Here is a 19,123-nt window from a genome sequence, read left to right on the forward strand (position 1 = left end):
TATCCAGCACCGCATCCGCTCAACGAGGCCCGAAACCCGATGACGAACCCGATCCAGAACGGCAACACCCCGGAACCTGCTCATGACCTCAACTCGGTCTCAGGGCGAGCAAGTTGGGGCGGAAGCGTAGCTTCCGCCAAACCCGCCCCCGAGGGGGCGGGAGAGGACCTGCACCGGGGGGCGCAGGTCCTTCCGTCTTCGACCGAGGGCGGATCGAAGCCGGGGCAGGAGGAGAAGCAGACCGATCGCCGCGTCCACCGAGAGAGCGCCGCTCGCGCCCGCCAGCGTCCGCGCCAGCCGCCCGAGAAGAAGCGTCTGCACCAGCCCAACACACGTTTCAACGAAGAAGAGTTCGCCCTGATCAAAACCGCCGCCGCCCGGTGCAGCCTGTCCGTCGCCGGGTTCCTCGCCCGTTCCGCGCTCGCCGCCGCCCGCGACCTCGACCGCACCAGCGCCGAAATCGCCGACGAGCGCGAAGTGATCACAGCCCTGTTCGAGAGTCGGCGGCGGCTCGGCTGGGCCGGCAGCAACCTCAACCAGGCAGTCAAGGCGCTCAACTCCGGTGCGGACGCTCCCCAGCTCGAGGCGGCCGTCGCCGCCGTACGGCGTGCCGCCGACACCGCGCACGAAGCCGCCGCACGGCTGATCGAGCGCCGCGGCTCATGATCCCTAGCGTCAACTCCTCGGGCTCTCGGACCATCGGGCTCCTGGCCTATCTCTACGGCCCGGGAAAGCACGAGGAACACACCGACCCCCATCTCGTGGCCTCCTTCGACGGCATGTCGCCCGACCCCGGCCGCGACCCGAACGCCACCCTCAAGGACCTCCAGCAGCTCCTCGACCAGCCCGTGATGGCCCTCGCCGAGCACGCCCGTCCAGCCAAGCACGTGTGGCACACCTCCGTCCGCGCCGATCCGCGCGACCGGATCCTGTCCGACGAGGAGTGGGCCGACATCGCCCGCCGCATCGTCGCCGCCACCGGCATCGATCCCGGCGACGGACAGCCCGGTTGCCGCTGGGCCGCCGTACGGCACGCGGACGACCACATCCACATCGTCGCCACCCTCGTACGAGAGGACGGCCGTCGCCCCGACGACTACCGCTCCGGCGCGCGTGCCCAGGCCGAAGCCCGGCTCATCGAGCGGGAACTCGGACTCCACGCGGTCGCCCCCGGCGACGGCACAGCTGCTCAACGGCCCACCAGCGCCGAGCGCCACAAAGCCGAACGCCAGGGTCGCGAGCGCACTGCCCGCGAAGAACTGCGCGAGACGGTACGCCGGGCGGTGGCCGGCGCGACGAGCGAGGAGGAGTTCTTCGACCGGCTCGCCGTTGCTGGCCTCCTGATCCGCAAGCGCGTCGCGCCCTCCGGGGACCTCCTCGGGTACAAGGTCGCCCTTCCCGACGACCGGAACAAGGACGGCGAGCCGGTGTTCTACCCCGGCGCGCGCCTCGCCCCCGACCTCTCACTGCCTCGCATCCGGGAGCGCTGGTCCGGCGGCGCCCAGAAGGACCCCGCTCGCCGGCAGGAGGATGCAGTCCGTACGTGGCGGGGCAGTCCGGCCGCTGCCCGCCGCAGGACGGCGTCGGCCGCGTGGCAGGCCGTGCTCGTCGTCGAACACGGCGAGGACGCGGTCGCCGCCGCCCACATCGCCGCGGCCGGCGAAGTCCTGGACGCCCTAGCGAAGACGTCCGCCGCCCACACCCGCCGCGAACTGCGAGACGCCGCAACGGCCTTCGAACGGGCCTCGCGCTCCCACGTCCGCGCCGTACGCGGACACGACCGGGCACTGCGGCAGGCGGCCCGCGACCTCGTCCACGGCGGCCCCGCCCTTGGGCGCGGCGAGGACGGTGCGAGCACCGCGATGGCGATCGACATGCTGTTCTTCCTGATCACCGCCGCCGTGCACTGGCACGCGAGGAAGGGCCACGCGCAGCAGGCCGCCGCCGCCCGTCAGGCCGCCGAGCACCTGCGCTCCGCTTACCAGGAGGCTGCCGCCCAGCCTCTCGGCGTGCTCTACCAGCGAGGGCGGCGCCTGAACCGGGCGCTGCTCCAGCGGCAGACGGTGCTGCTGCGCGAGGCGCTGCCCGGGCTGGCCGAGCAGATCCTCGCCGAGCCCGGCTGGTACGCACTGGCCGCGACCATCACGGACGCCGAAGCCGCTGGCAATGACCCAGTCGCTCTTCTGTCCGAGGCCGTAGGACGCCGGGAACTCGACACCGCGGACTCGGTAAGTGACGTGTTGGTCTGGCGGCTGCGGCGGCTGGCCGATCTGCCTGCCGATGCCTCCCGAGTCCCCAATCAGGGCAAGGCGAAGCGCCGAGCCGCATCCCGCCCCGTCTCACCTGGCCGTCATCGCGGCCAAGAGGCAGTGAGCAACATACGCTAAACCCTCCGGAGAACGGAGCAGCTGGCGGTCGAGATCGGCGAGGGCCCGCGGCTCCCTTCCGCCAGGGCCCGTCGTACGCTCCTGAGCCGAATGCGCGCGCCAAGAGGGCGACGCAGGCCGATGCGGCTCGGCCAGGGACGGGAGAGAACGAGTGCAACTGATCTTCATCGACGACAGCGGGCAGGAGCGCCCTCGTCGGGACCACCTCGGCGAGCTCGTGTCGGTGGGCGCCGTCATGTTCCCGGAGGATCAGATGGTGGTGTACAGCCGCGCGATCGACGAGCTCCGGTCCGAGATCGGCATGCCGGACGGCGAGGAGTTCAAGTGGAAGCCGTCCAAAGGTAGCTGGCTGGCGAACGCCGGCGGTGAAGTAGTCAAGGGCGCGCGCCGCCGAATGCTGGAGATTGCGGGGCAGTGCGGCGTCCGTACGGCCGTGGTGATCTGGGACCGGGGCCGAGCAGATTGGGATAAGAAGGAGGTGGCCACGACGATCCTGGGCTACCTATACGAGCGAATCGAAAGGGAGCTGCAGACCACTGACGAGCGTGGCGTCGTAATCGCCGACGTACCTGGCGGCGGCAGCAAGGACCACGCGAAGTGGCTGTCGGAGGCGCTGGACCTCACCACGGTCGGCACCGCCTACGTGAAGCCGGACCGCGTGGTGATGCCCATCGTGACCGCCCCATCCGATCACGTCCCGCACCTGCAGCTCGCCGACCTCGTGACTGCCGCGACCACCGCCGCCATCGCCGGTCTACCCAACGGCTTGGAGCTCGTTGAGCTGCTCAAGCCGCTCGCCCGCCGCAACGCCTACGGACGCATTGGCGGTTCCGGCCTCGCACTCGTCCCGCGAGACCCCCTCATCGACCTGTACTTCTGGGTGCTTGGCGAGACCGACTACTACAAGAACGGCATCGCTTACGCCATCGGGCCGACTGACTCGCCCTTCTCCCAGCCAGGGCGTCTCTTCCAGAACCACGACGGCCTGCCGACCCCCGAGTCCAAGGGGCCAGGGAGCGTGTAATAACCCCCTCGTGCGTGGCTGTTGACTTTGTGAATTGAAGCCGCCCCTCGCTTGGGGGCACGATCATGACGCGTGCAGGGAGAGGCAAGGGAGGACGTCAGGGTGTTTCACCGGATACGCCGTCGGGTTAACGAGCCCAGCGAGGCGCAGCGCCGATTCTTCGAGCTGTCGGCGCGGCTGCAGGACCAGGTCCCACTAGGGGTCGGGGGGCCGCCGGCCGAGCCGCATCACAGCGAGCCGGCCGCCGTGGTGGACGACTTCCTTCCGCCGGAACTACGGGTTCCCAGCCACGACCAGCTCGACGGCCGCATGATGCCCTGGGCGCAGCCCCTCGTCCTCGACGGTGAGATGGTTGCCTGCGCCGCGTGCGGCGCGTACCGGGAATGGCTCATCCTCTCCACCCGCGACCAGATCTGGCTGCGCTGCCGGGCCGGCCACCAGCAGCAGGAGATGCGCCTCGACACGGCCTGGTACAACCGGAGCGCAGGGCCGGCGGACGCGACGCACGCCACGTTCGAGGACTGCCTGCGCCACCTCGGCCACTGACCCCCACCCCTACAACCCCACCAGGCCCGCGGGCCCGCACTGACCACCCGTCGCCTAGCACCAAGGGGTCAGTTCCGTCATGCGCGTTCCCGTCGCCACCGCCGCCGTCGGCCTCACCGCCGTCACCCTGCTCGCCCTACCGGCCTGCTCCACCGGCACCGCCGGGGCCAAGCCCGACGCCGCTTCCTCCGCCCAGGTAAAGTCAGCCGGCGCCGACCAGGACGCCGCCCCGCTCTCCTCGGCCGCGCTGAAGACGCGCCTGCTCGACGAGAGCGACCTCGGCAGCGGCTACCTGCGCCAGCCAGAGCGTCCGTCACGGCACGACGACGTAACCGTTGTTGGCTGTACGGCCCTGAGCGAGCTGGGCGGCGATGCGGCAACCGGCGGCTCGCTCACCTTCCCGCACAAGGCGAAGGCCACCTTCACCTACACCGGAGGCAGCAACTCGCAGGTCACCGAGGAGCTGTACAGCGACAGCGCGAACAAGCTGTCCTACGGCATCGGCCGGATCTTCGACGCCATGACCGGCTGCCCCACCTATCAGGTCGTCGCAGGCGGCACTGCGATCGACATGGCCTCGCAGAAGCTGCCCGCCCCCCACCAGCTCGGGGACGAGCAGTGGAGTCAACTCCTGACGTTCTCCGCTGGAGGGCGAAGCACCGTGGTGAAGCAGACCGCGATCCGCGACGGCAGTCTGCTGCTGATCGTCTCGGGCTCCCCGGCCCTCGTCGACCGTCACCTTGAGAAGGCTCTCGCCAAGGCGGAAAGAGTCGGCTGACCGGCCTGGACATGCTGCTGCCCCCGACCGCCGCGGTCGGGGGCAGCAGCGCGTTGCGCGTACAAGCGTTCCCTACCCGAGAAGCAAGAAGCCCGGCCTCCATTCGGGAGACCGGGCTGGTGTACGTCGGGGGGAAGGGGGCCGCAGAGCGCTAGATGGCCGGCGCGCGCAGGAGCCGCTCTTGGGTGGCCTCGGGCAGCACCCGACGCAGGACCGGCGCGGTCGAGCTGAGGGAGGCGGCAAAGGCCGCGACGAGATCGTGCGGGACGCTGGCGCCGAAGGACACCGCCCACAGGCATGACGCGCCGAGCGTGGGCTCGGCCCACGCCTGCCACCCAGCCGATCCCACTTCGTCGACCTCGATGGTCAGGGCGCGCGGATCGGCGTCCTGGATGAGGGGCGGCACCTCGCCGAGGCTGATGTGCGAGGTGAACGTCGGGTCCGTCGCCGCCGCCTGGGGCTGGTCGATGTCGCGCAGCCAGCCGTGTGCGGCGACAGCGTCGAGGACCAGCTCGGGGCCGGCGATCGGCACGGCGGGCTGGTCGCGGGCATCGAGCGCGACGAGGAAGTCGGCCACGGACTCGCCGGGGACGTCGGGGGTGAAGTACGCCGACCACTGAGCGAGCGGGCGGCTTGTGTCCGCGCGGGCGGAGATCTGCCAGGCGATCGGCAGATCCCCCAGGTGGAACGGCTCGTCCGCCAGGCTCCACTGGGCCCACCGGAGGGTGTCGGGGCTGATGTGCAGGACGGTGCTGCGCAGGACCTGGCGGTCCTCATCCGCTTCGTCTGGCTCGTGGCGACCGCGGACGATCGTCAGGCTCGTCCAGCCGAGGCCGGCGAGCGTGTCGGCGACGGTGTCGTAGAGGCGCTTGTCGTCACCGGCCAGGTGCCGGGGACCGACCCAGAACGCGGGCAGGCCGCCGGGCGGGGTGGACGGGTCGAGCGGAAAGTCGGGGTACAGGGGCGCCTCCAAAGGCTCGGTGCGGTTCTACTTGCCGCCGGCAGTTCGGCGGGGGCGGCGCGGTGGTGCCTGGACGGGGCCCTGCCAGGAAAGGGCGACAGCGACCTCGGGCGGCAGATGGCCGAGCTGGGCGTCCTCGTCCCGCCCCTCTGTGAGGTAGACAACGGTCCGGCCGGTTTCGTCCACGGACTGCACCACCTGCGCGAGGCGATGCGCCATGGGGAAGAACGGGTTCATAGCCTGGCGAACCGGAGCGCTCCGGTCACAGGCGGACAGCAGGTCGATGAGCTCGTCAACGGTCATCTCCGGATGCGTCACGAACAGCCTCCTTGTGTGGGGGAAACGGTGAGCGGTGGTACGGGCCTTCCATCGGGAGTCGGCCAGCCGCCCTCGGGTGAGGTACTCGGCCGCCCCCCTGCGGTGTCACACCCGCCGTGAGGTCTCCAGCACGCGTGCCACTGCAGCGGCGACGATGTCGGCCGGCGTCTCGGTGTCGAAGGACAGGTGGTAGCCGCGCACCTTGGCTGTGCCGGTGACGGCGATCTTCCATCCTTCGCCGTCGGTGCCGGGGCGACCGAGCGGGAACCAGCCCAGGTAGAACCGGCCGTCCTTACTGCTGACGTGCACGTCCGCACGGTCGTCCACGATGAGGTTGAAGTCCTCTGCGGAGAACTGGTCCATAACGAGCATGGGCTGGCCAGGACCGAGCTGCCACTCGCGTAGCCGCAGGGCTTCGATGGTGGTGGAGAAACCGGGTCCAACGGGAGCCATGGTCACGGGCAATCACCTCTTTGACCTGGGGTTTCTTACAAGGTCGTCTACGTTGACATGGTCTCGCCCGCGTTGGCCAGTCTTTCCGCGCTCTTTCCTGTCTGCCCCCGGCGAACTGTTGCCTTCCGCTCCCTTGTGGGGCTTCACCTTCCGCTTCACAGTCCAGCGCCATCTGCATATGGGCTGCACTTATGCAGCCTTCGTATGCCCCACAGCTGAGTGCGCTCACCCGATCTGTTGGCTCAAGGCGGGTGTCAGCCCGCGTACCAGGGGGCTGCGATCAGCTGGTTCGGCTCCCGTCCGTATCGCTGGAGGTTCTTCGCCGAGGCGGACTTTCCACTCTCCGCCAACTGGTCGGCAGCTGCTCGCAGGGCAGTGTCGCAGCTGGCCTCGGCGGCACGGTCATACCAGGCGAGTGCTTCGTCCACCCGTCCAACGGCTGCCAGCCATTCCGCCGCCCGCTGCAGGGCATTGACGTGGCCGGCGTCGACGGCACGGTCGTACCAGGCGAGTGCTTCATCCACCCGTCCAACAGCTGCCAGCCGGTCTGCCGCCTGCTGAAGGGCTTCGATCTCGCCGGCGTCGACGGCACGGTCGTACCAGGCGAGTGCTTCATCCACCCGTCCAACAGCTGCCAGCCGGTCTGCCGCCTGCTGAAGGGCTTCGATCTCGCCGGCGTCGACGGCACGGTCGTACCAGGCGAGTGCTTCATCCACCCGTCCAACAGCTGCCAGCCGGTCTGCCGCCTGCTGAAGGGCTTCGATCTCGCCGGCGTCGACGGCACGGTCGTACCAGGCGAGTGCTTCATCCACCCGTCCAACAGCCACCAGCCATTCCGCCGCTCGCTGCAGGGCACCCCAGTGGCCAGCGTCGGCTGCACGCTGCCACCAGAGCAGCGCCTCGTCCAGTCGCTCTGCATCCGCCAGCCAATGCGCCGCCGACTGTAGGGCGATGGAGTTTCCGGCACGCTCGAACCAGGACAGGGCCTCGTCCAACCGGTGGGCGCACGCAAGCCGCTCGGCGGCTCGCCGCAGGCACGCGCTGTTGCCAGCGTCTCCGGCACGCTCGTACCAGGCCAGCGCTTCGTCCAACCGGCCCGCCTCTGCCAGCCGCTCAGCGGCCCACTCCGCGGCTTCGGGGCTGCCCGCCTCGGCCGCACGCTGCCACCAGGGCTGTGCCTCGTCCAGCCGCCCGGCCTCCGCCAGTCGGACTGCGGCCCACCCCGGGGCGTCTGTATGGCCTGCGTCGGCTGCACGTTGGTACCAGGTCAGTGCCTCGTCCAGCCGGTCGCCGTTTGCCAGCCGCTCGGCGGCTCGCCGCAGGCAGGTGGTGTGGCCCGCCTCGACCGCACGCTCGTACCAAGCCAGCGCCTCGTCCAGCCGGTCGCCGTCTGCCAACCGCTCGGCAGCCCGCCGCAGGCAGGTACTGTGGCCCGCCTCAAACGCACGCTCGTACCAAGCCAGCGCCTCGTCCAACCGGTCCGCCTCCCCCAGCCGCTCAGCGGCTTGCCGCAGGCAGGTGGTGTGGCCGGCGCTGGCCGCACGCTCGTACCAGGTCAGTGCCTCGTCCAGCCGGTCGCCGTCTGCCAACCGCTCGGCAGCCCGCCGCAGGCAGGTACTGTGGCCCGCCTCGACCGCACGCTCGTACCAAGCCAGTGCCTCGTCCAGCCGGTCGCCGTCTGCCAACCGCTCGGCAGCCCGCCGCAGGCAGGTACTGTGGCCCGCCTCAAACGCACGCTCGTACCAAGCCAGCGCCTCGTCCAACCGATCCGCCTCCCCCAGCCGCTCAGCGGCCCACCCCGGGGCTTCGGTGAGGCCCGCCTCGGCTGCGCGCTGGTACCAGGTCAGCGCCTCGTCCAACCGACCAGCGGCCGCCAACCGATCCGCAGCCCACACCGCGGCTTCGGTGAGGCCCGCCTCGGCTGCGCGCTGGTACCAGGTCAGCGCCTCGTCCAACCGACCAGCGGCCGCCAACCGATCCGCAGCCCACACCGCGGCTTCGGTGTAGCCTGCCTCGGCTGCACGCTCGTACCAGGACAGGGCCTCGTCCAACCGACCAGCGGCCGCCAACCGAGCGGCCGCTAGCTGCAGGGCTTCGGAGTCTCCAGCGTCGGCGGCACGCTGCCACCAGCCCAGCGCCTCCTCCCACCGGCCAGCATCCGCCAACTGATGCGCCGCCGACAGTAGGGCGGGCCCGCCTCCGGCGCGCTCGTACCAAGGCAGTGCTTCGTCCAACCGGTCGGCGGCAGCCAACCGCTTGGCGGCCAGCCACAAGCAGGTGGTGTCGCCGGCGTCCGCCGCACGCTCGTACCAGGACAGCGCCTCGTCCAACCGATCCGCGGCCGCCAGCTGGTCTGCAGCCCACATCAAGAGAGCGGCATCGCTGGCATCGGCGGCGACGGCACATAAATCAATGGCAATGCGGTAAAGGCCGCGGCTTTGCGCGGCTTGGGCGAGGGTCAGACGGTCGGTGGCGGGAGCGTGTTCGACCAAGGCGTCCCACAGGGCTTTGGTCGTGGGGGTGGCACGACTCCTTCCGTGTTGTTCAAGATAGTCGGCGAGACGGTATTGGGGTTGGGCGGGAGCCGGTTGCCCGGGGCGGGGGCGGATTCGGGTGAGGGGTCCGCGGGCACCGCGTATGGGCTTCGCCGTATAGGCCAGGGCTTGTTCGAGCCAGTCCTCGCCCAGCAGATCCCACTCGTCGTCGCTGAGGTAGCCCGACGCAGCAACTTCAAGCAGAGGCAGGGACAGGGAGGGGCCGTGTCCTAGGCGACGGACATCCATGGCGGCCTCGATGAGGGCACGCGCACCGGGGCTTGCGGAGTGGTAGCGCTGCAGAAGGGCGGGGGCGCCGGCAAGGTACTGGGTGATAGCGCCGGCGTCGGCGTGGTCCGCGGCGTACGCCAGCCGCGGATCGCCTTTTGCATGCTCGGCCAGGGAGCGCAGGTCAGTGTCAGAGAAGACTGGTGGGACGGGCAGATCGTGGTCGGCCAGCAGGGCGCGGGCCTGGGCGTGCGGATCCGGGTAGCCGGGTTCCGGCGCGGTGGTGAGGGTGTTCCAGTATTCGGGCCACATGGTGGCCAGCACCAGAACTGGGGCCCGGCTCGTGTCGGTCAGCAGGCTGCGGAGCTTGGCCGCAAGGCGCTCCCCCAGGTCAGAGGCGGTGAGCAGATAGTGCTGAGCTTCGTTGAGCCAGACCACGGTGCGCGGCGCGAGTCGTTCGATGACCGCGAGGGCGGCTTCGGGGCGGGTGGGGTCGTACGGGTGCCACAGCCGCCACCCGTCGGGCAGGTGGTGCAGAACCTCCCAGCAGGCGCGGGTCTTGCCTGTGGACGACCCTCCGGTCAGCACGACCAGCCGACTCGCCCCAGCGGCGGCCTCCTCGGCCAGGGCGCGCAGCCGTGCGTCGTGGCCTCGCTTCACGTACACCGGCAGAACCGGCAGGTCCCGGGTACCGCCGGGTAGGTCGAGGGTGATCGCCTGATGCACTTCGAGAGCGAAGGCGTCGGTCACCTCCGCCAGCGGCTTTCCCGGCGGAGCCGTGAGGCGTGCCTTGACCCACAGGTCGGTCACCCGGGAGGCCAGGTCGTCGGCGTTCCACTGTGCCCGGCGGGCCAGCACCACCGCGACCGCGACGGCGTCGGCCTGCTGCGCGGGCACGCCTGAGTCGCTGATGCAGCGTCGGATTGAGTCCCGCTCCGGTGCCCCCGCCAGGGTGTCGTCCTCGCCGATGTCCGCGGCGATCTGGTTCAGACTCGGCGCACCGGCCGCGGTGTAGACCTCGTAGAGCAGGTCCTTCAATTCACGCAGCGGGCCAGGCCCTGCCACGGCCCGCGCCAGCGGTCGCGGCCGCCGGACACCGCCCCCCTTGTCGCCACTCATCGCACCATCATCACCTCAGCTGCGTCAGGAAGGAATCCGAACAGGGCAAACCGTGAGCACGTTGAGGGCCTGTCGCAACTCAGCTTGATCTTCGTCGTGGCCGTGAGAGTGGAAGCCAAGCCGGCCGGCTGTCCACTACCCACCGCACGCATCCGTGGAGGCTCCTCATGCCTACTCGCAACCTCACCCGCCGGGAACGACTGGCCATCTCCTGCGCTGTCCTCGGTGGCATCCTGTCCGGGACAGCCCGCGCCCTCACCGCCTGGCTCTTGGAGCAACTGTCCTCGTAACCCGGAGGCCCGAACTGCATTCTCAAGCGCCACGGAAATCCCCTCCCCCGAGGCGTTCGGGCGCCGAGAGGATTGAGCGATGCGGACATGCAGCCCGTCTGAGACTCACCCCGGCCGACATAAACGTGTCGCCGTGAGACTCCCCAGCTCAGATCAGCGCCATGTGCAGCAGCCGCCGAGACCCTACATCCCTTTTCGCGTCGATCTCACGAAGTCACTTGAAGGAAAGGGGTGGCCAACCAGGGGCCCAGAGGTGCATGCTGGCCCGTTTCCCACCATGAGGAGGAGTACATGGAGATCCGGCCGCTTGAGGAGTTGCGTGCCGCGGACGATCTGTCGCTGGCGTTCAACCCCTGGGGGCTCGGCGGCCGTATGAGGCCCGAAAGCGCTGCGGAGTTCCAGCAGCGGCAGATCGCCGACTGCGACCTGGCGGCGGGTGTCGCGGCAGGAACACGCGATTCCTTCGAGCGGCTGCGCACCGTCTTCGCCTACGGCGTGCTGTGCTACGACGTGTACACCATGGTCGGCGACCAGGCGCTCCTCATCTATGAACAGGCGTTGCGCGACCGCTTCATGGAGTGGTGCGCCGGCACCATCACCTTCCGTCTCCCCCAATCCCCGGACGTCTCCTACACCGTCACGTCGTACGACGACGTCAAGAAGCGCGCGGATAGGATGACGCGGCAACGCGCGAAGCTCGTCGTCGCCACCCACGCCATCGAGTTCAACGGGATGCTGCACGGGCTCCGCCTGTGGGCGCGCACGGCGGGTCTGCTCCGCGGGCGGCGCAGCCGCGCGGTCGAAGACGCGCTCGCCAAGCTTCGTAACTACGTTGCCCATCCCTCCGGCCACCATGTCGATACCCCCGTCGGTGCGGCCCGGACGGTGCGGGATCTGGCGGAACTGATCAACCAGTTGTGGGGGCAGGCCACTCCCGACGGGCGCCTGTACCCGGCACCTCTGCACCGGGAGATCGCCGTACTGAGCTGGAACGGTTCCGGGCGGGCACGGATGGAACCCGCCGACGCGCTCACCGCCCCCGACCCCACGGAAGATCAGGAGAGCGACGCGTACCAGCACGTCGTGGTACGGGCCATCCCCTTCATCCCGGGCAGTCGCTGGAATGACGCTCACTGGGCGGAGTTCGACACCCGCTACGAGACCACACGGTTCCCCACGGAATACCTGTGGGGACCGGGCACCCGAGAGGAGGCCCGGGCGTGGCTGGAGCAGGAGCGCCCCGACGGGGACAGCGTCGACTTCACTGACCGAGTGTTCCTCGTCCAGGACCACGAACGCCTGCTGCCGCCGATACGGCCGGCGGTAGCGGCCGGGCTACCCGACGACGAACGCGTCGGGGTCTGGCATGCCGTGCGGGCCGACTTCCCCGACGACGCCTTCGCGCACGTCCGAGGCTCCAGAGATAGCGGCGCTGGTCACGCCCGACGCCCCGGAGACTGTCCTGCCTGTTCCGCCGAAGTCCTTGGCTCCGGCTCCTACACCGAAGCCCTTCGCGCCGCGGCGGCCGTTCTCGGACCGATCGAGGCGGTACAGCTGCCCTCCATCCGACTCCCCTTGTCGATCTTCTGGCCCGACCGGCCGTGAGCGGCACAACACCAGGAGACGGGTGGCAGGCCAACAACCTCAGTCACCATCGGACATGGCCGCGACTGCGCCATCACGACAGGAGCCATGCAGATCAGCAGCCCGCCGCCCAGCCCCCGGCAGGGCCCAGGCCCGTGCCAGGGTAATCCCCATGAACCCCATGATCCCCGCACACGTCCCCGACGAGCCACCGCTCACCTACGCCGACAGCTTCGACATACCGGTCCTGTTCCGCAACGGACCCGCGGACAAGCCCAAGAGGCAGTGGCGGACCAATAAGCACAAGCCGTGGACCGGGTCGGACGGCTTCCCGGCAGAGGACGGCTGGTACGCCCCGACCACCACGTGGCGCGAAATCATCAAGGCCGCCACCGAGGTCGGCCGCGACATCACCCCGCATCTGCAGAACCAGCCGCAGTACGCGCACGGGGAACTCGTCGCCCGGGTTTCCCCGCTGTACGCCTACCTCGGCGCCCACCCCGTTAAGCCGCGGCACCCCGTACCGGGCGCCAAGGGCCGGCGCCTGACCCTGAACCCGGTCTACGCGCACGGGACAGAGCGCACGGCGAAGAACGCCGCCGCCTACCGGCTGGGCATGACGATGACCGAGTGGGCCTGCCGTTCGCTGCTGGGCCTCGGGCAGACCGAACATCTCGAACTCGGCGGCCCCATCCCCGCCCTGAGCGAAACCTTCAAGGACCCGAAGAAGAAGCTGCCCGACCTGTGGGGACAGCACGAGGCGGAGGAGATGTACTGGCTGATCGAGGCCAAGGGCGGCAACGTCGGCGTCGGCACGCTCCGCAAGGGGTGGGCACAACTAGAGGCCGGCAGCAAGATACTCGGCCCGTACGCGCACCGCACCGTCCTGGTCGGAGCGTCCGTGCGGCCCGGAGACGACCTCTTCCTCACCATCGACCACGACCTGCACCCCGGCCAGCCGCCACTCCACCCGGACGGATCCGGAACCGACGACGAGGCAGCGGCGAGCCCGGGCAACCTCGAAGACCACCTCGGCGACAACGACGACGCGCTCATCGGCGCGGCCCGAGCCCAGATGCTCGCCTACCTGGCGCTGCGCTCGGCTCCCGCCTCTCATCTGCGCACGGTGCCGGTGCCGGCCGACCGCGCTTCCCGACACCGGCGCTCCGGGCTGACCACCCCCCTGGAGGACGACGGCCTTACCCTCGCCTTGCGGGCCGACGCCCGCGGAACAGCGCCCCACGTCGAACAGCACACCCTGCGCGCGGGCATCCGCACCATGGGGCTCGACGACTTCCTCACCTGTCGAATCCCCGGAACCGAGGTCCACCTCGGCATGTCCCGGAAGCTGTTCGCCGCCTGCGAGCGCCTCCACGAGGAAGATCTCGCCATCGCCCGGCGCACCCCGGGGCTGCGCGCCGAGGACCAGCTGGCCGTCGACCAGGGGCTCAGCGAGGATGCTCAGGAAGAACAGCGACTCACCCAGCGGCGGATCTTCCGCGAGCAGCAGGAGGAAGCCCGTCCCCGGCTGCGCCCCCTTCTCCGTGACGCCTACGAGCGGGGTGCGACGAGCGACTGGAGCGACCTGCTGCGCCGTCCCCAGGAGCCGGAGCTCGACCTGGAGGGCAACGAGGGTCTTCTCGAAGCGGCTACCCCGGAGACGTACCTGGCCGTCAGCCGCTACGACCTTCCCCCGATCCACGCCTAGCCCGTGGCGATGTGACTGAGCCGCGCCGCAGGATCCCCTCGATGTTTCGATCAACCCGCCTGCGAACGTTCGGGTGACGCGGCGGCGCGTCACCCCGGCGACCGGGGGGCCTGCCCCGTCGCTGTGGTCAAATCCAGAACGGTGGGCCCGGCGGGGTCCCTGCCCTGTGCTCGACCCGACATCGAGCATGCCGTGGAGAAGCCAACTCGGCCGGCACCGCTGCACGGTCCGCATGTTCCTCGTGGCTCTCCGCCGCGCGCTGTGTCGGGACGGCTCCGCGGTGTTGAGGGACTCCGAGTCATGAAGACAACCGCCGTCGAACGTCGCGCCGAACTGCTGCGTCTGTACACCGGGTTGCCCTGGCAGTCCGCCCTGCGCCGGGTCGAGGCCGCCGCGCCTGAATCCTTGCTGATCCCGCAGCCTGACGTCGACCAACTGCTGCTGGAGGCTCGCGTGATGGCCGCACTGGCCTGGCGTCGGATCACCACGCTGCACCCCTGGGGTATCGAATACGTCGACCCGCGCTCCGACCGCCTCCTGATCCGATTCGAGGCCGACCCGGTCGACGGGCGCGACCCGGACGAGACCCAGGCCCTGGACCTGGCCGAGACGCTGCTGCCGCGCGCCGACGAGTACGGCGACATCAAGGGGGTGCCAGGGGCCCGTACCCACGTCGAGCGCGGGCAGGTGATGCTCCGCGTGCTGGACACGTCCGCCTCCGTCACCCTGCTGGGTCTGGACCCCGACGAGTGGCTGCGCGCGGTCGACGTCCAGGACCAGCAGATGGGCGCCTACGGCATGACGCCGTGCCACCGCGACCTGCCGGCCCGGTGGCACCCGGCCGAGCGTCCCTACCGGCGGCCGAGCCGCCGCGGCACCGCGGCATCGGCCTGGCTGACCAGCGGGCTGCTGCGCCGGGTCGGCCTGATCCGCACCCTAGGGGCACCGCTGGCCGTGACCGGCTGGCTCGGCCACCACGAACGCGGCGGTGGTGAACGCTGGATCATCGACCCCACGTTCGCGGAAGGCTCCGGCGCCACCGGCCACCGGCGGCTGATGGCGCTGCTCGCGGCACCCGGCTGGGGCCTGCCCCTCGCCTCCGTGGACGAACACTGCGCCTGTCATCTGCCGCCTGGCTACAGCGACCAGTGCACTGTCGTCGCCGCCGGCCTGGCCGAGCGGCCCGGAGCGCTGGAGGTTCGCGCCATCCAGCGCCGCGGCGACCGCTTGAAGTGGATCCAGGAGCACCGCCCTGCGACCTACGCTGTCCAGCAGCAGCTTGCCTACTCCGTGCCCGCTTGGGTCGACCGCTGGCTCGAGCGTGGTGGATCTCCTACTTCGCGGGTACCGGTCCGCGCCGACACCATGAGTCACAGCCACTGAGGGCCCCAGTTGGCCAATCGAGCGTCTCGATTGGCCGTCCCAGAAGTGCCTGGGAGGCGTCCGTACGCTTTGCTCAGCCGTGCTATCGAGTGGCTGGATGCGTGGCCAATTACCTGCCAACTCACGGAAGTTCGACGCCATAGTCGAGCCGAGCGAGGATGCTCTTCGGTGCGAGAGGGTGACTGGTGTCGACACCCAAGATCCAGATGCGAGTGCCGTCTCGTCGTGCTGTTCTTAGACTGGGTCATTTTTATTCTGATGACTGCAAATAGCAACCTATCGTTCGCTCGTCGGGTGGCGGTCGCTGACTACTTCCCAGCTAACCGCAGGAGCAAGCAGTGGTCCGCAGATTGATCAAGCGGCGCAAGGCTCGAGAACTCAACTCTCTCGCGGATGTGGCCTACCGTCGGGGCCTGGCCAGCAACGGGCTGGCAGCAGGTCGCGCACGCGATGTTCTTTCCGGCGAGGTCACTTCCACTGAACAGAATCTGGCTCATCCCTACTTTAGAGACCGTGTGCCGAGCAAACTGAGGCCGCATCTCTTGCGTTTCGCGCGTCAGGTTGCCGTCTCTGAAACCCGGAGCTGGCAGCTTAACCTCATGCTCCAGAGCCACCACATCGCTGCCCGCCAGAAATTCGGAGTGGCCATAGATAGGCCGGCACACCTGGTCTACTCACTCAATGACATACCAGACGCCGGAGTTACTTGTGAAGTCGATCAGAGTTTCCTTGTACGCTACCCGGACCGTCTCTATCAATTCGTCGAATTTTTCGCGTTGCTCACGTTTCACGACTTTTTCCGTTTTGGTGATCTCGCTGCTCTAGAAAATCAGGGGATACGCGTAACGCCAGACATCATAAGAGCCGCCCTGGTTCGCTATGCACTCATGCAGGAGAACCTCACGGACGGCGGTGCCTGCCTAGTTCCCAAGGAGGCGACGAAGCTGCGGTACCTCTATACCCCTGGCGCGATGGCAGGATATACCGCTCACAGCTTTATTCTTGCGCACGAGCTTGCACATCGCCTAGTTGACGAAGCCGATACCGCGCCACAGCTCAGTAATTGGCTCGAAGGCAACTCCCTGAGCCACCCCCGCTCAGAAACCACCGCTGATGCCATCGCGGTCATGCTGATGGCGTCCAAGTATGCCGACCAGACGGTCGAAACTGAGGGTTCCCGCTTGGCACTCAGCGCACTTAGCGCCCTCGATGTCGGATCACATGCAAGGTTGCCAACACTCGGAGTGGAGATCACGGATCGACTCAAACTGGTCAGACCATTTTGCCGAGTTTCGAATAGCCCCCGGATCAATCCTGCACGCACTGAGTTTCTTCGGAGGGTTGCCTATTACGAAGGCGCTGTCCCCTCTCAAGGCTGGGACGCACTCCATTACCTGGTCAAACGCGGACGCATCGCAGCGATCGGCCACGTGCATGAAGCCATCGAGCTGACTCGCTTCGGCGATCTTCCGCTCGCTATCGGCAAAAGGGACATAGATCTGCGCCTGCTACGGAAACAGGTCAACGCCGCACCAGCTATCTTCCACTCACTAGTTGGTTCCATTGATTCCCTGACGCTCCACGCCTCCGATGGAATCGGATCATACACGTTGCGCTTCTGCGACCTTCTAGGGATCAAAGGGGCCGGAAGGGAGGTCATGGAAGATCTAGCCTCACCGGTCCGGATGTACGACCTTATTGCGTGGCTATTTGACAGTCCGGCGCTTGCGCCTCTCATCGAAATAAACCGAGAAGAGGGATATGCGACCGCGATCTATCTCGCTGGCGTTTACGCAGGCAGCTGTGCTCGGGCTATGGAAAGGCAATTATGATATCCGATTGGGAGAACGCCACAGAGGAAGAATTGCTGGTAGAGCTAGACTCCCTGTTGTACGGCTCTAAAGAACACCTTTCTGGTAGAGAGTTGCGTGCCGCGCTTGAACGGAGTCGTCGTTGGGTACAGCAGTGGACAGAGCGTCATCGTGACGACGTGTGCGCGGAAATTCGGCGCCAGCACCTGGAGGTCAATGACGGTCTCGTGGAACTCGCGACCATCATCGACATCATCGTGCAGCTCGGTCTCGGGCACGCTAGCGCCACGGTACTTGCAGCGATCCTGATGAAGCGAGGGCTCGGTACCCTTTGCCGAGAATAGCGGCATGGGTCCGCGAGCACTACGAGTGTGCGGACTCCGGCGCCCCCGGGAGAGCGCCTGGGTCGCGCCGTGCGCAGCGTCGTCGTAGACAGAACCCATGAACCAGGAGAAGACGTCGCGGCATCCCGGTGAGATCATGCCCGCCAGCGGAATCTACGAATGCGACTGTGGCGGCGGACACCACTGGAGCACCGACGTGAAGGGCCACCGCTTCCCGCCCCTGTCGGCGGGGTGCTCGGGCGAGTCCTGGGCGCTGCAGAAGTCGGCGCATCCCGAGAATTACCTCGGCTGAACGACGTGCCCGTGATGGTTCTGAAGCCTCCCGTGGAGCCGATGCTCGCCCAAGCCCGCGAGACGGTGCCCGCACCCGGCGTCCTGCCGGGCAACCTGGCGTTCGAGGCCAAGTTCGACGGCTACCGAGCCTTGCTGTTCACCCCGGCACGGCCGGGTGGCCCGACGCTCCTGCAGTCGCGGCGAGGATCGCTGATCCAGCGCCACTTCCCCGACCTCGTCACCGCCGCGCACCAACTCCCGCACGGCCTGGTCCTCGACGGCGAAGTGGTCGTGTGGTCGCAAGGCCGGCTCTCCTTCGAGGCGCTCCAGCGCCGCGCCTCCTCCGGCGGCCGGACGGTGGCGCAGTTGGCCGACGCGATGCCCGCGCGCTTCATCACCTTCGACGTCCTTCAGATCGACGGCCAGGAGCTGCTCGCCCAACCGTACGAGCGCCGCCGCGCCGTGCTGGAGGGTCTGTTCCGCGAGCGCGGGCTGTCGCCGCCGTGGACGCTGTGCCCGATGACGACCGACCCGGCCGTCGCCCAGGAGTGGCTGACCTCCTGGACGAAAGTACAGGGTGTTGAGGGTCTGGTCATCAAGGGGCTCGGTCAGCGCTACCTGCCGGGTGCTCGTGGCTGGTTCAAGGTCCGCCGCCGCGACACCACCGAAGCGATCGTCGGAGGCGTCACCGGCACCTTGCGGCGCCCTCAGATTCTCGTCCTCGGCCGCTACGACGAAGACGGCCGGCTGCGCGCGGTCGGCCGCACCACGCCGCTGAAGCCGGACACCGCGGCCGGGGCAGCCGCGAACCCCTCGACCCGATCCTCCTCGTCCCCGACCTGGTCGCGGAAGTCAGCGCGGATACCGCCATCGATCGAGGCGCGTGGCGACACCCACTGCGCTTCGTCCGGCCGCGCCTGGACGTCACCGTGGCCGACGTGCCGATGTTCGGGGAAGGCATACGGCCGTCCAGCGGCTGACCCTGCCGCCGTCCGCGATGGCTGCGCAAAGGGGTGCAGCGGACCGTTGACTGGGCACTTCCGGGGGCCAGTACCAGCACCGGAGGTACTGCCCCCAATCCGACTTTTGCTCGTTTCCCCAGGTCAACCGCAGTGGACAGCTTCGGCGGACCTTAGGAGCTCCGCTGGGCGGTGTGGCGGTCTTAGCGAAGGTGGACCCGGTGGGCCGGCGTTGGTAGACGTGTTATGGGGGTCCTTCATCCTGTCCGTTTGTCCATAGCGAAGATCTCTCATCGAGCAGCCGCCCACCGCCGAAAGTCCGTACAGACACACGGCGTGCGCTCTGAGCCCCTCCTTATCCGTCTCCCAACGTGACCTCTGTGGGCGAGCAAGAGGCTAGGACGGCCCAGAGTCAGGAGACAA

At 68.6% G+C, this 19,123-nt stretch carries 17 protein-coding genes; 12 read left to right on the forward strand and 5 right to left on the reverse strand.

What is annotated here, in order from left to right; genetic code table 11:
- Nucleotides 1-39: 39 nt before the first annotated feature.
- The 5 genes from QCN29_RS07155 (at nucleotide 40) to QCN29_RS07175 (ending at nucleotide 4,735) form a co-directional block, all read left to right on the forward strand.
- Nucleotides 40-666, forward strand: coding sequence for a plasmid mobilization protein (locus tag QCN29_RS07155; RefSeq protein WP_279926862.1), 627 nt, complete (start codon nucleotides 40-42; stop codon nucleotides 664-666).
- Nucleotides 663-2,387 (forward strand): relaxase/mobilization nuclease domain-containing protein, encoded by a 1,725-nt coding sequence (locus QCN29_RS07160; RefSeq protein WP_279926863.1) that lies wholly within the window; start codon nucleotides 663-665, stop codon nucleotides 2,385-2,387. Before QCN29_RS07155 ends, QCN29_RS07160 begins: the two co-directional genes overlap by 4 nt.
- 151 nt (nucleotides 2,388-2,538) lie before the next feature.
- Entirely contained in the window at nucleotides 2,539-3,411 is an 873-nt protein-coding gene (locus QCN29_RS07165; protein WP_279926864.1) for a DUF3800 domain-containing protein, read from the forward strand.
- Between the two features lie 102 nt (nucleotides 3,412-3,513).
- Nucleotides 3,514-3,957, forward strand: a complete 444-nt coding sequence (locus QCN29_RS07170; RefSeq protein ID WP_279926956.1) for a hypothetical protein — start codon at nucleotides 3,514-3,516, stop codon at nucleotides 3,955-3,957.
- Between the two features lie 79 nt (nucleotides 3,958-4,036).
- The gene (locus QCN29_RS07175; RefSeq protein WP_279926865.1) at nucleotides 4,037-4,735 is read left to right on the forward strand and encodes a hypothetical protein; all 699 of its coding nucleotides are present in this window, start codon (nucleotides 4,037-4,039) and stop codon (nucleotides 4,733-4,735) included.
- A gap of 151 nt (nucleotides 4,736-4,886) precedes the next feature.
- Here QCN29_RS07175 and QCN29_RS07180 read toward each other — a convergent pair whose 3' ends face one another.
- The 4 genes from QCN29_RS07180 to QCN29_RS07195 form a co-directional block, all read right to left on the reverse strand.
- Nucleotides 4,887-5,708 carry a DUF317 domain-containing protein gene (locus tag QCN29_RS07180; RefSeq protein ID WP_279926866.1) on the reverse strand — a complete coding sequence of 274 codons (822 nt, stop codon included), beginning with the start codon at nucleotides 5,706-5,708 and terminating at the stop codon, nucleotides 4,887-4,889.
- 15 nt (nucleotides 5,709-5,723) lie between these two features.
- The gene (locus QCN29_RS07185; RefSeq protein WP_279926867.1) at nucleotides 5,724-6,014 is read right to left on the reverse strand and encodes a hypothetical protein; all 291 of its coding nucleotides are present in this window, start codon (nucleotides 6,012-6,014) and stop codon (nucleotides 5,724-5,726) included.
- 105 nt (nucleotides 6,015-6,119) lie between these two features.
- Nucleotides 6,120-6,473 (reverse strand): DUF317 domain-containing protein, encoded by a 354-nt coding sequence (locus QCN29_RS07190; RefSeq protein ID WP_279926868.1) that lies wholly within the window; start codon nucleotides 6,471-6,473, stop codon nucleotides 6,120-6,122.
- A 248-nt stretch (nucleotides 6,474-6,721) separates the two neighbouring features.
- The gene (locus QCN29_RS07195) at nucleotides 6,722-10,348 is read right to left on the reverse strand and encodes a hypothetical protein (protein WP_279926869.1); all 3,627 of its coding nucleotides are present in this window, start codon (nucleotides 10,346-10,348) and stop codon (nucleotides 6,722-6,724) included.
- Between the two features lie 167 nt (nucleotides 10,349-10,515).
- Here QCN29_RS07195 and QCN29_RS07200 point away from each other — a divergent pair, with 167 nt between their 5' ends.
- From QCN29_RS07200 to QCN29_RS07220, 5 genes are all read left to right on the forward strand, one after another.
- Complete coding sequence (locus QCN29_RS07200; protein ID WP_279926870.1) at nucleotides 10,516-10,638, forward strand: hypothetical protein; 123 nt, start codon at nucleotides 10,516-10,518, stop codon at nucleotides 10,636-10,638.
- 291 nt (nucleotides 10,639-10,929) lie between these two features.
- Nucleotides 10,930-12,243 (forward strand): hypothetical protein, encoded by a 1,314-nt coding sequence (locus tag QCN29_RS07205; RefSeq protein WP_279926871.1) that lies wholly within the window; start codon nucleotides 10,930-10,932, stop codon nucleotides 12,241-12,243.
- Nucleotides 12,244-12,394: 151 nt separating this feature from the next.
- Nucleotides 12,395-13,930, forward strand: a complete 1,536-nt coding sequence (locus QCN29_RS07210) for a gamma-glutamyltransferase (protein ID WP_279926872.1) — start codon at nucleotides 12,395-12,397, stop codon at nucleotides 13,928-13,930.
- 300 nt (nucleotides 13,931-14,230) lie between these two features.
- A complete protein-coding gene (locus QCN29_RS07215) occupies nucleotides 14,231-15,313 on the forward strand; it encodes a hypothetical protein (RefSeq protein ID WP_279926873.1) in 1,083 nt (360 codons plus the stop codon).
- Nucleotides 15,314-15,651: 338 nt separating this feature from the next.
- Nucleotides 15,652-17,145, forward strand: coding sequence for a hypothetical protein (locus QCN29_RS07220; RefSeq protein ID WP_279926874.1), 1,494 nt, complete (start codon nucleotides 15,652-15,654; stop codon nucleotides 17,143-17,145).
- Nucleotides 17,146-17,189: 44 nt separating this feature from the next.
- Here QCN29_RS07220 and QCN29_RS07225 read toward each other — a convergent pair whose 3' ends face one another.
- Nucleotides 17,190-17,402: a hypothetical protein gene (locus QCN29_RS07225; protein ID WP_279926875.1), complete on the reverse strand. Its 213-nt coding sequence runs from the start codon at nucleotides 17,400-17,402 to the stop codon at nucleotides 17,190-17,192.
- A gap of 163 nt (nucleotides 17,403-17,565) precedes the next feature.
- Between QCN29_RS07225 and QCN29_RS07230 the strand changes: the two genes are divergently transcribed.
- Both QCN29_RS07230 and QCN29_RS07235 read left to right on the forward strand, forming a co-directional pair.
- Nucleotides 17,566-17,760 carry a hypothetical protein gene (locus QCN29_RS07230; RefSeq protein ID WP_279926876.1) on the forward strand — a complete coding sequence of 65 codons (195 nt, stop codon included), beginning with the start codon at nucleotides 17,566-17,568 and terminating at the stop codon, nucleotides 17,758-17,760.
- A gap of 14 nt (nucleotides 17,761-17,774) precedes the next feature.
- Nucleotides 17,775-18,980 carry an ATP-dependent DNA ligase gene (locus QCN29_RS07235; protein WP_279926957.1) on the forward strand — a complete coding sequence of 402 codons (1,206 nt, stop codon included), beginning with the start codon at nucleotides 17,775-17,777 and terminating at the stop codon, nucleotides 18,978-18,980.
- Nucleotides 18,981-19,123 lie beyond the last annotated feature (143 nt).

It is taken from the genome of Streptomyces chengmaiensis, from assembly GCF_029846775.1.
GTDB lineage: Bacteria > Actinomycetota > Actinomycetes > Streptomycetales > Streptomycetaceae > Streptomyces > Streptomyces chengmaiensis.

Bases quoted from the DNA above. Each gene is read 5' to 3' on its own strand.
- QCN29_RS07230 (WP_279926876.1), top strand. From the start codon at position 17,566: ATGAACCAGGAGAAGACGTCGCGGCATCCCGGTGAGATCATGCCCGCC.
- QCN29_RS07215 (WP_279926873.1), top strand. From the start codon at position 14,231: ATGAAGACAACCGCCGTCGAACGTCGCGCCGAACTGCTGCGTCTGTAC.
- QCN29_RS07200 (WP_279926870.1), top strand. From the start codon at position 10,516: ATGCCTACTCGCAACCTCACCCGCCGGGAACGACTGGCCATCTCCTGC.
- QCN29_RS07210 (WP_279926872.1), top strand. From the start codon at position 12,395: ATGAACCCCATGATCCCCGCACACGTCCCCGACGAGCCACCGCTCACC.
- QCN29_RS07160 (WP_279926863.1), top strand. From the start codon at position 663: ATGATCCCTAGCGTCAACTCCTCGGGCTCTCGGACCATCGGGCTCCTG.
- QCN29_RS07175 (WP_279926865.1), top strand. From the start codon at position 4,037: ATGCGCGTTCCCGTCGCCACCGCCGCCGTCGGCCTCACCGCCGTCACC.
- QCN29_RS07205 (WP_279926871.1), top strand. From the start codon at position 10,930: ATGGAGATCCGGCCGCTTGAGGAGTTGCGTGCCGCGGACGATCTGTCG.
- QCN29_RS07235 (WP_279926957.1), top strand. From the start codon at position 17,775: ATGGTTCTGAAGCCTCCCGTGGAGCCGATGCTCGCCCAAGCCCGCGAG.
- QCN29_RS07195 (WP_279926869.1), bottom strand. From the start codon at position 10,348: ATGAGTGGCGACAAGGGGGGCGGTGTCCGGCGGCCGCGACCGCTGGCG.
- QCN29_RS07155 (WP_279926862.1), top strand. From the start codon at position 40: ATGACGAACCCGATCCAGAACGGCAACACCCCGGAACCTGCTCATGAC.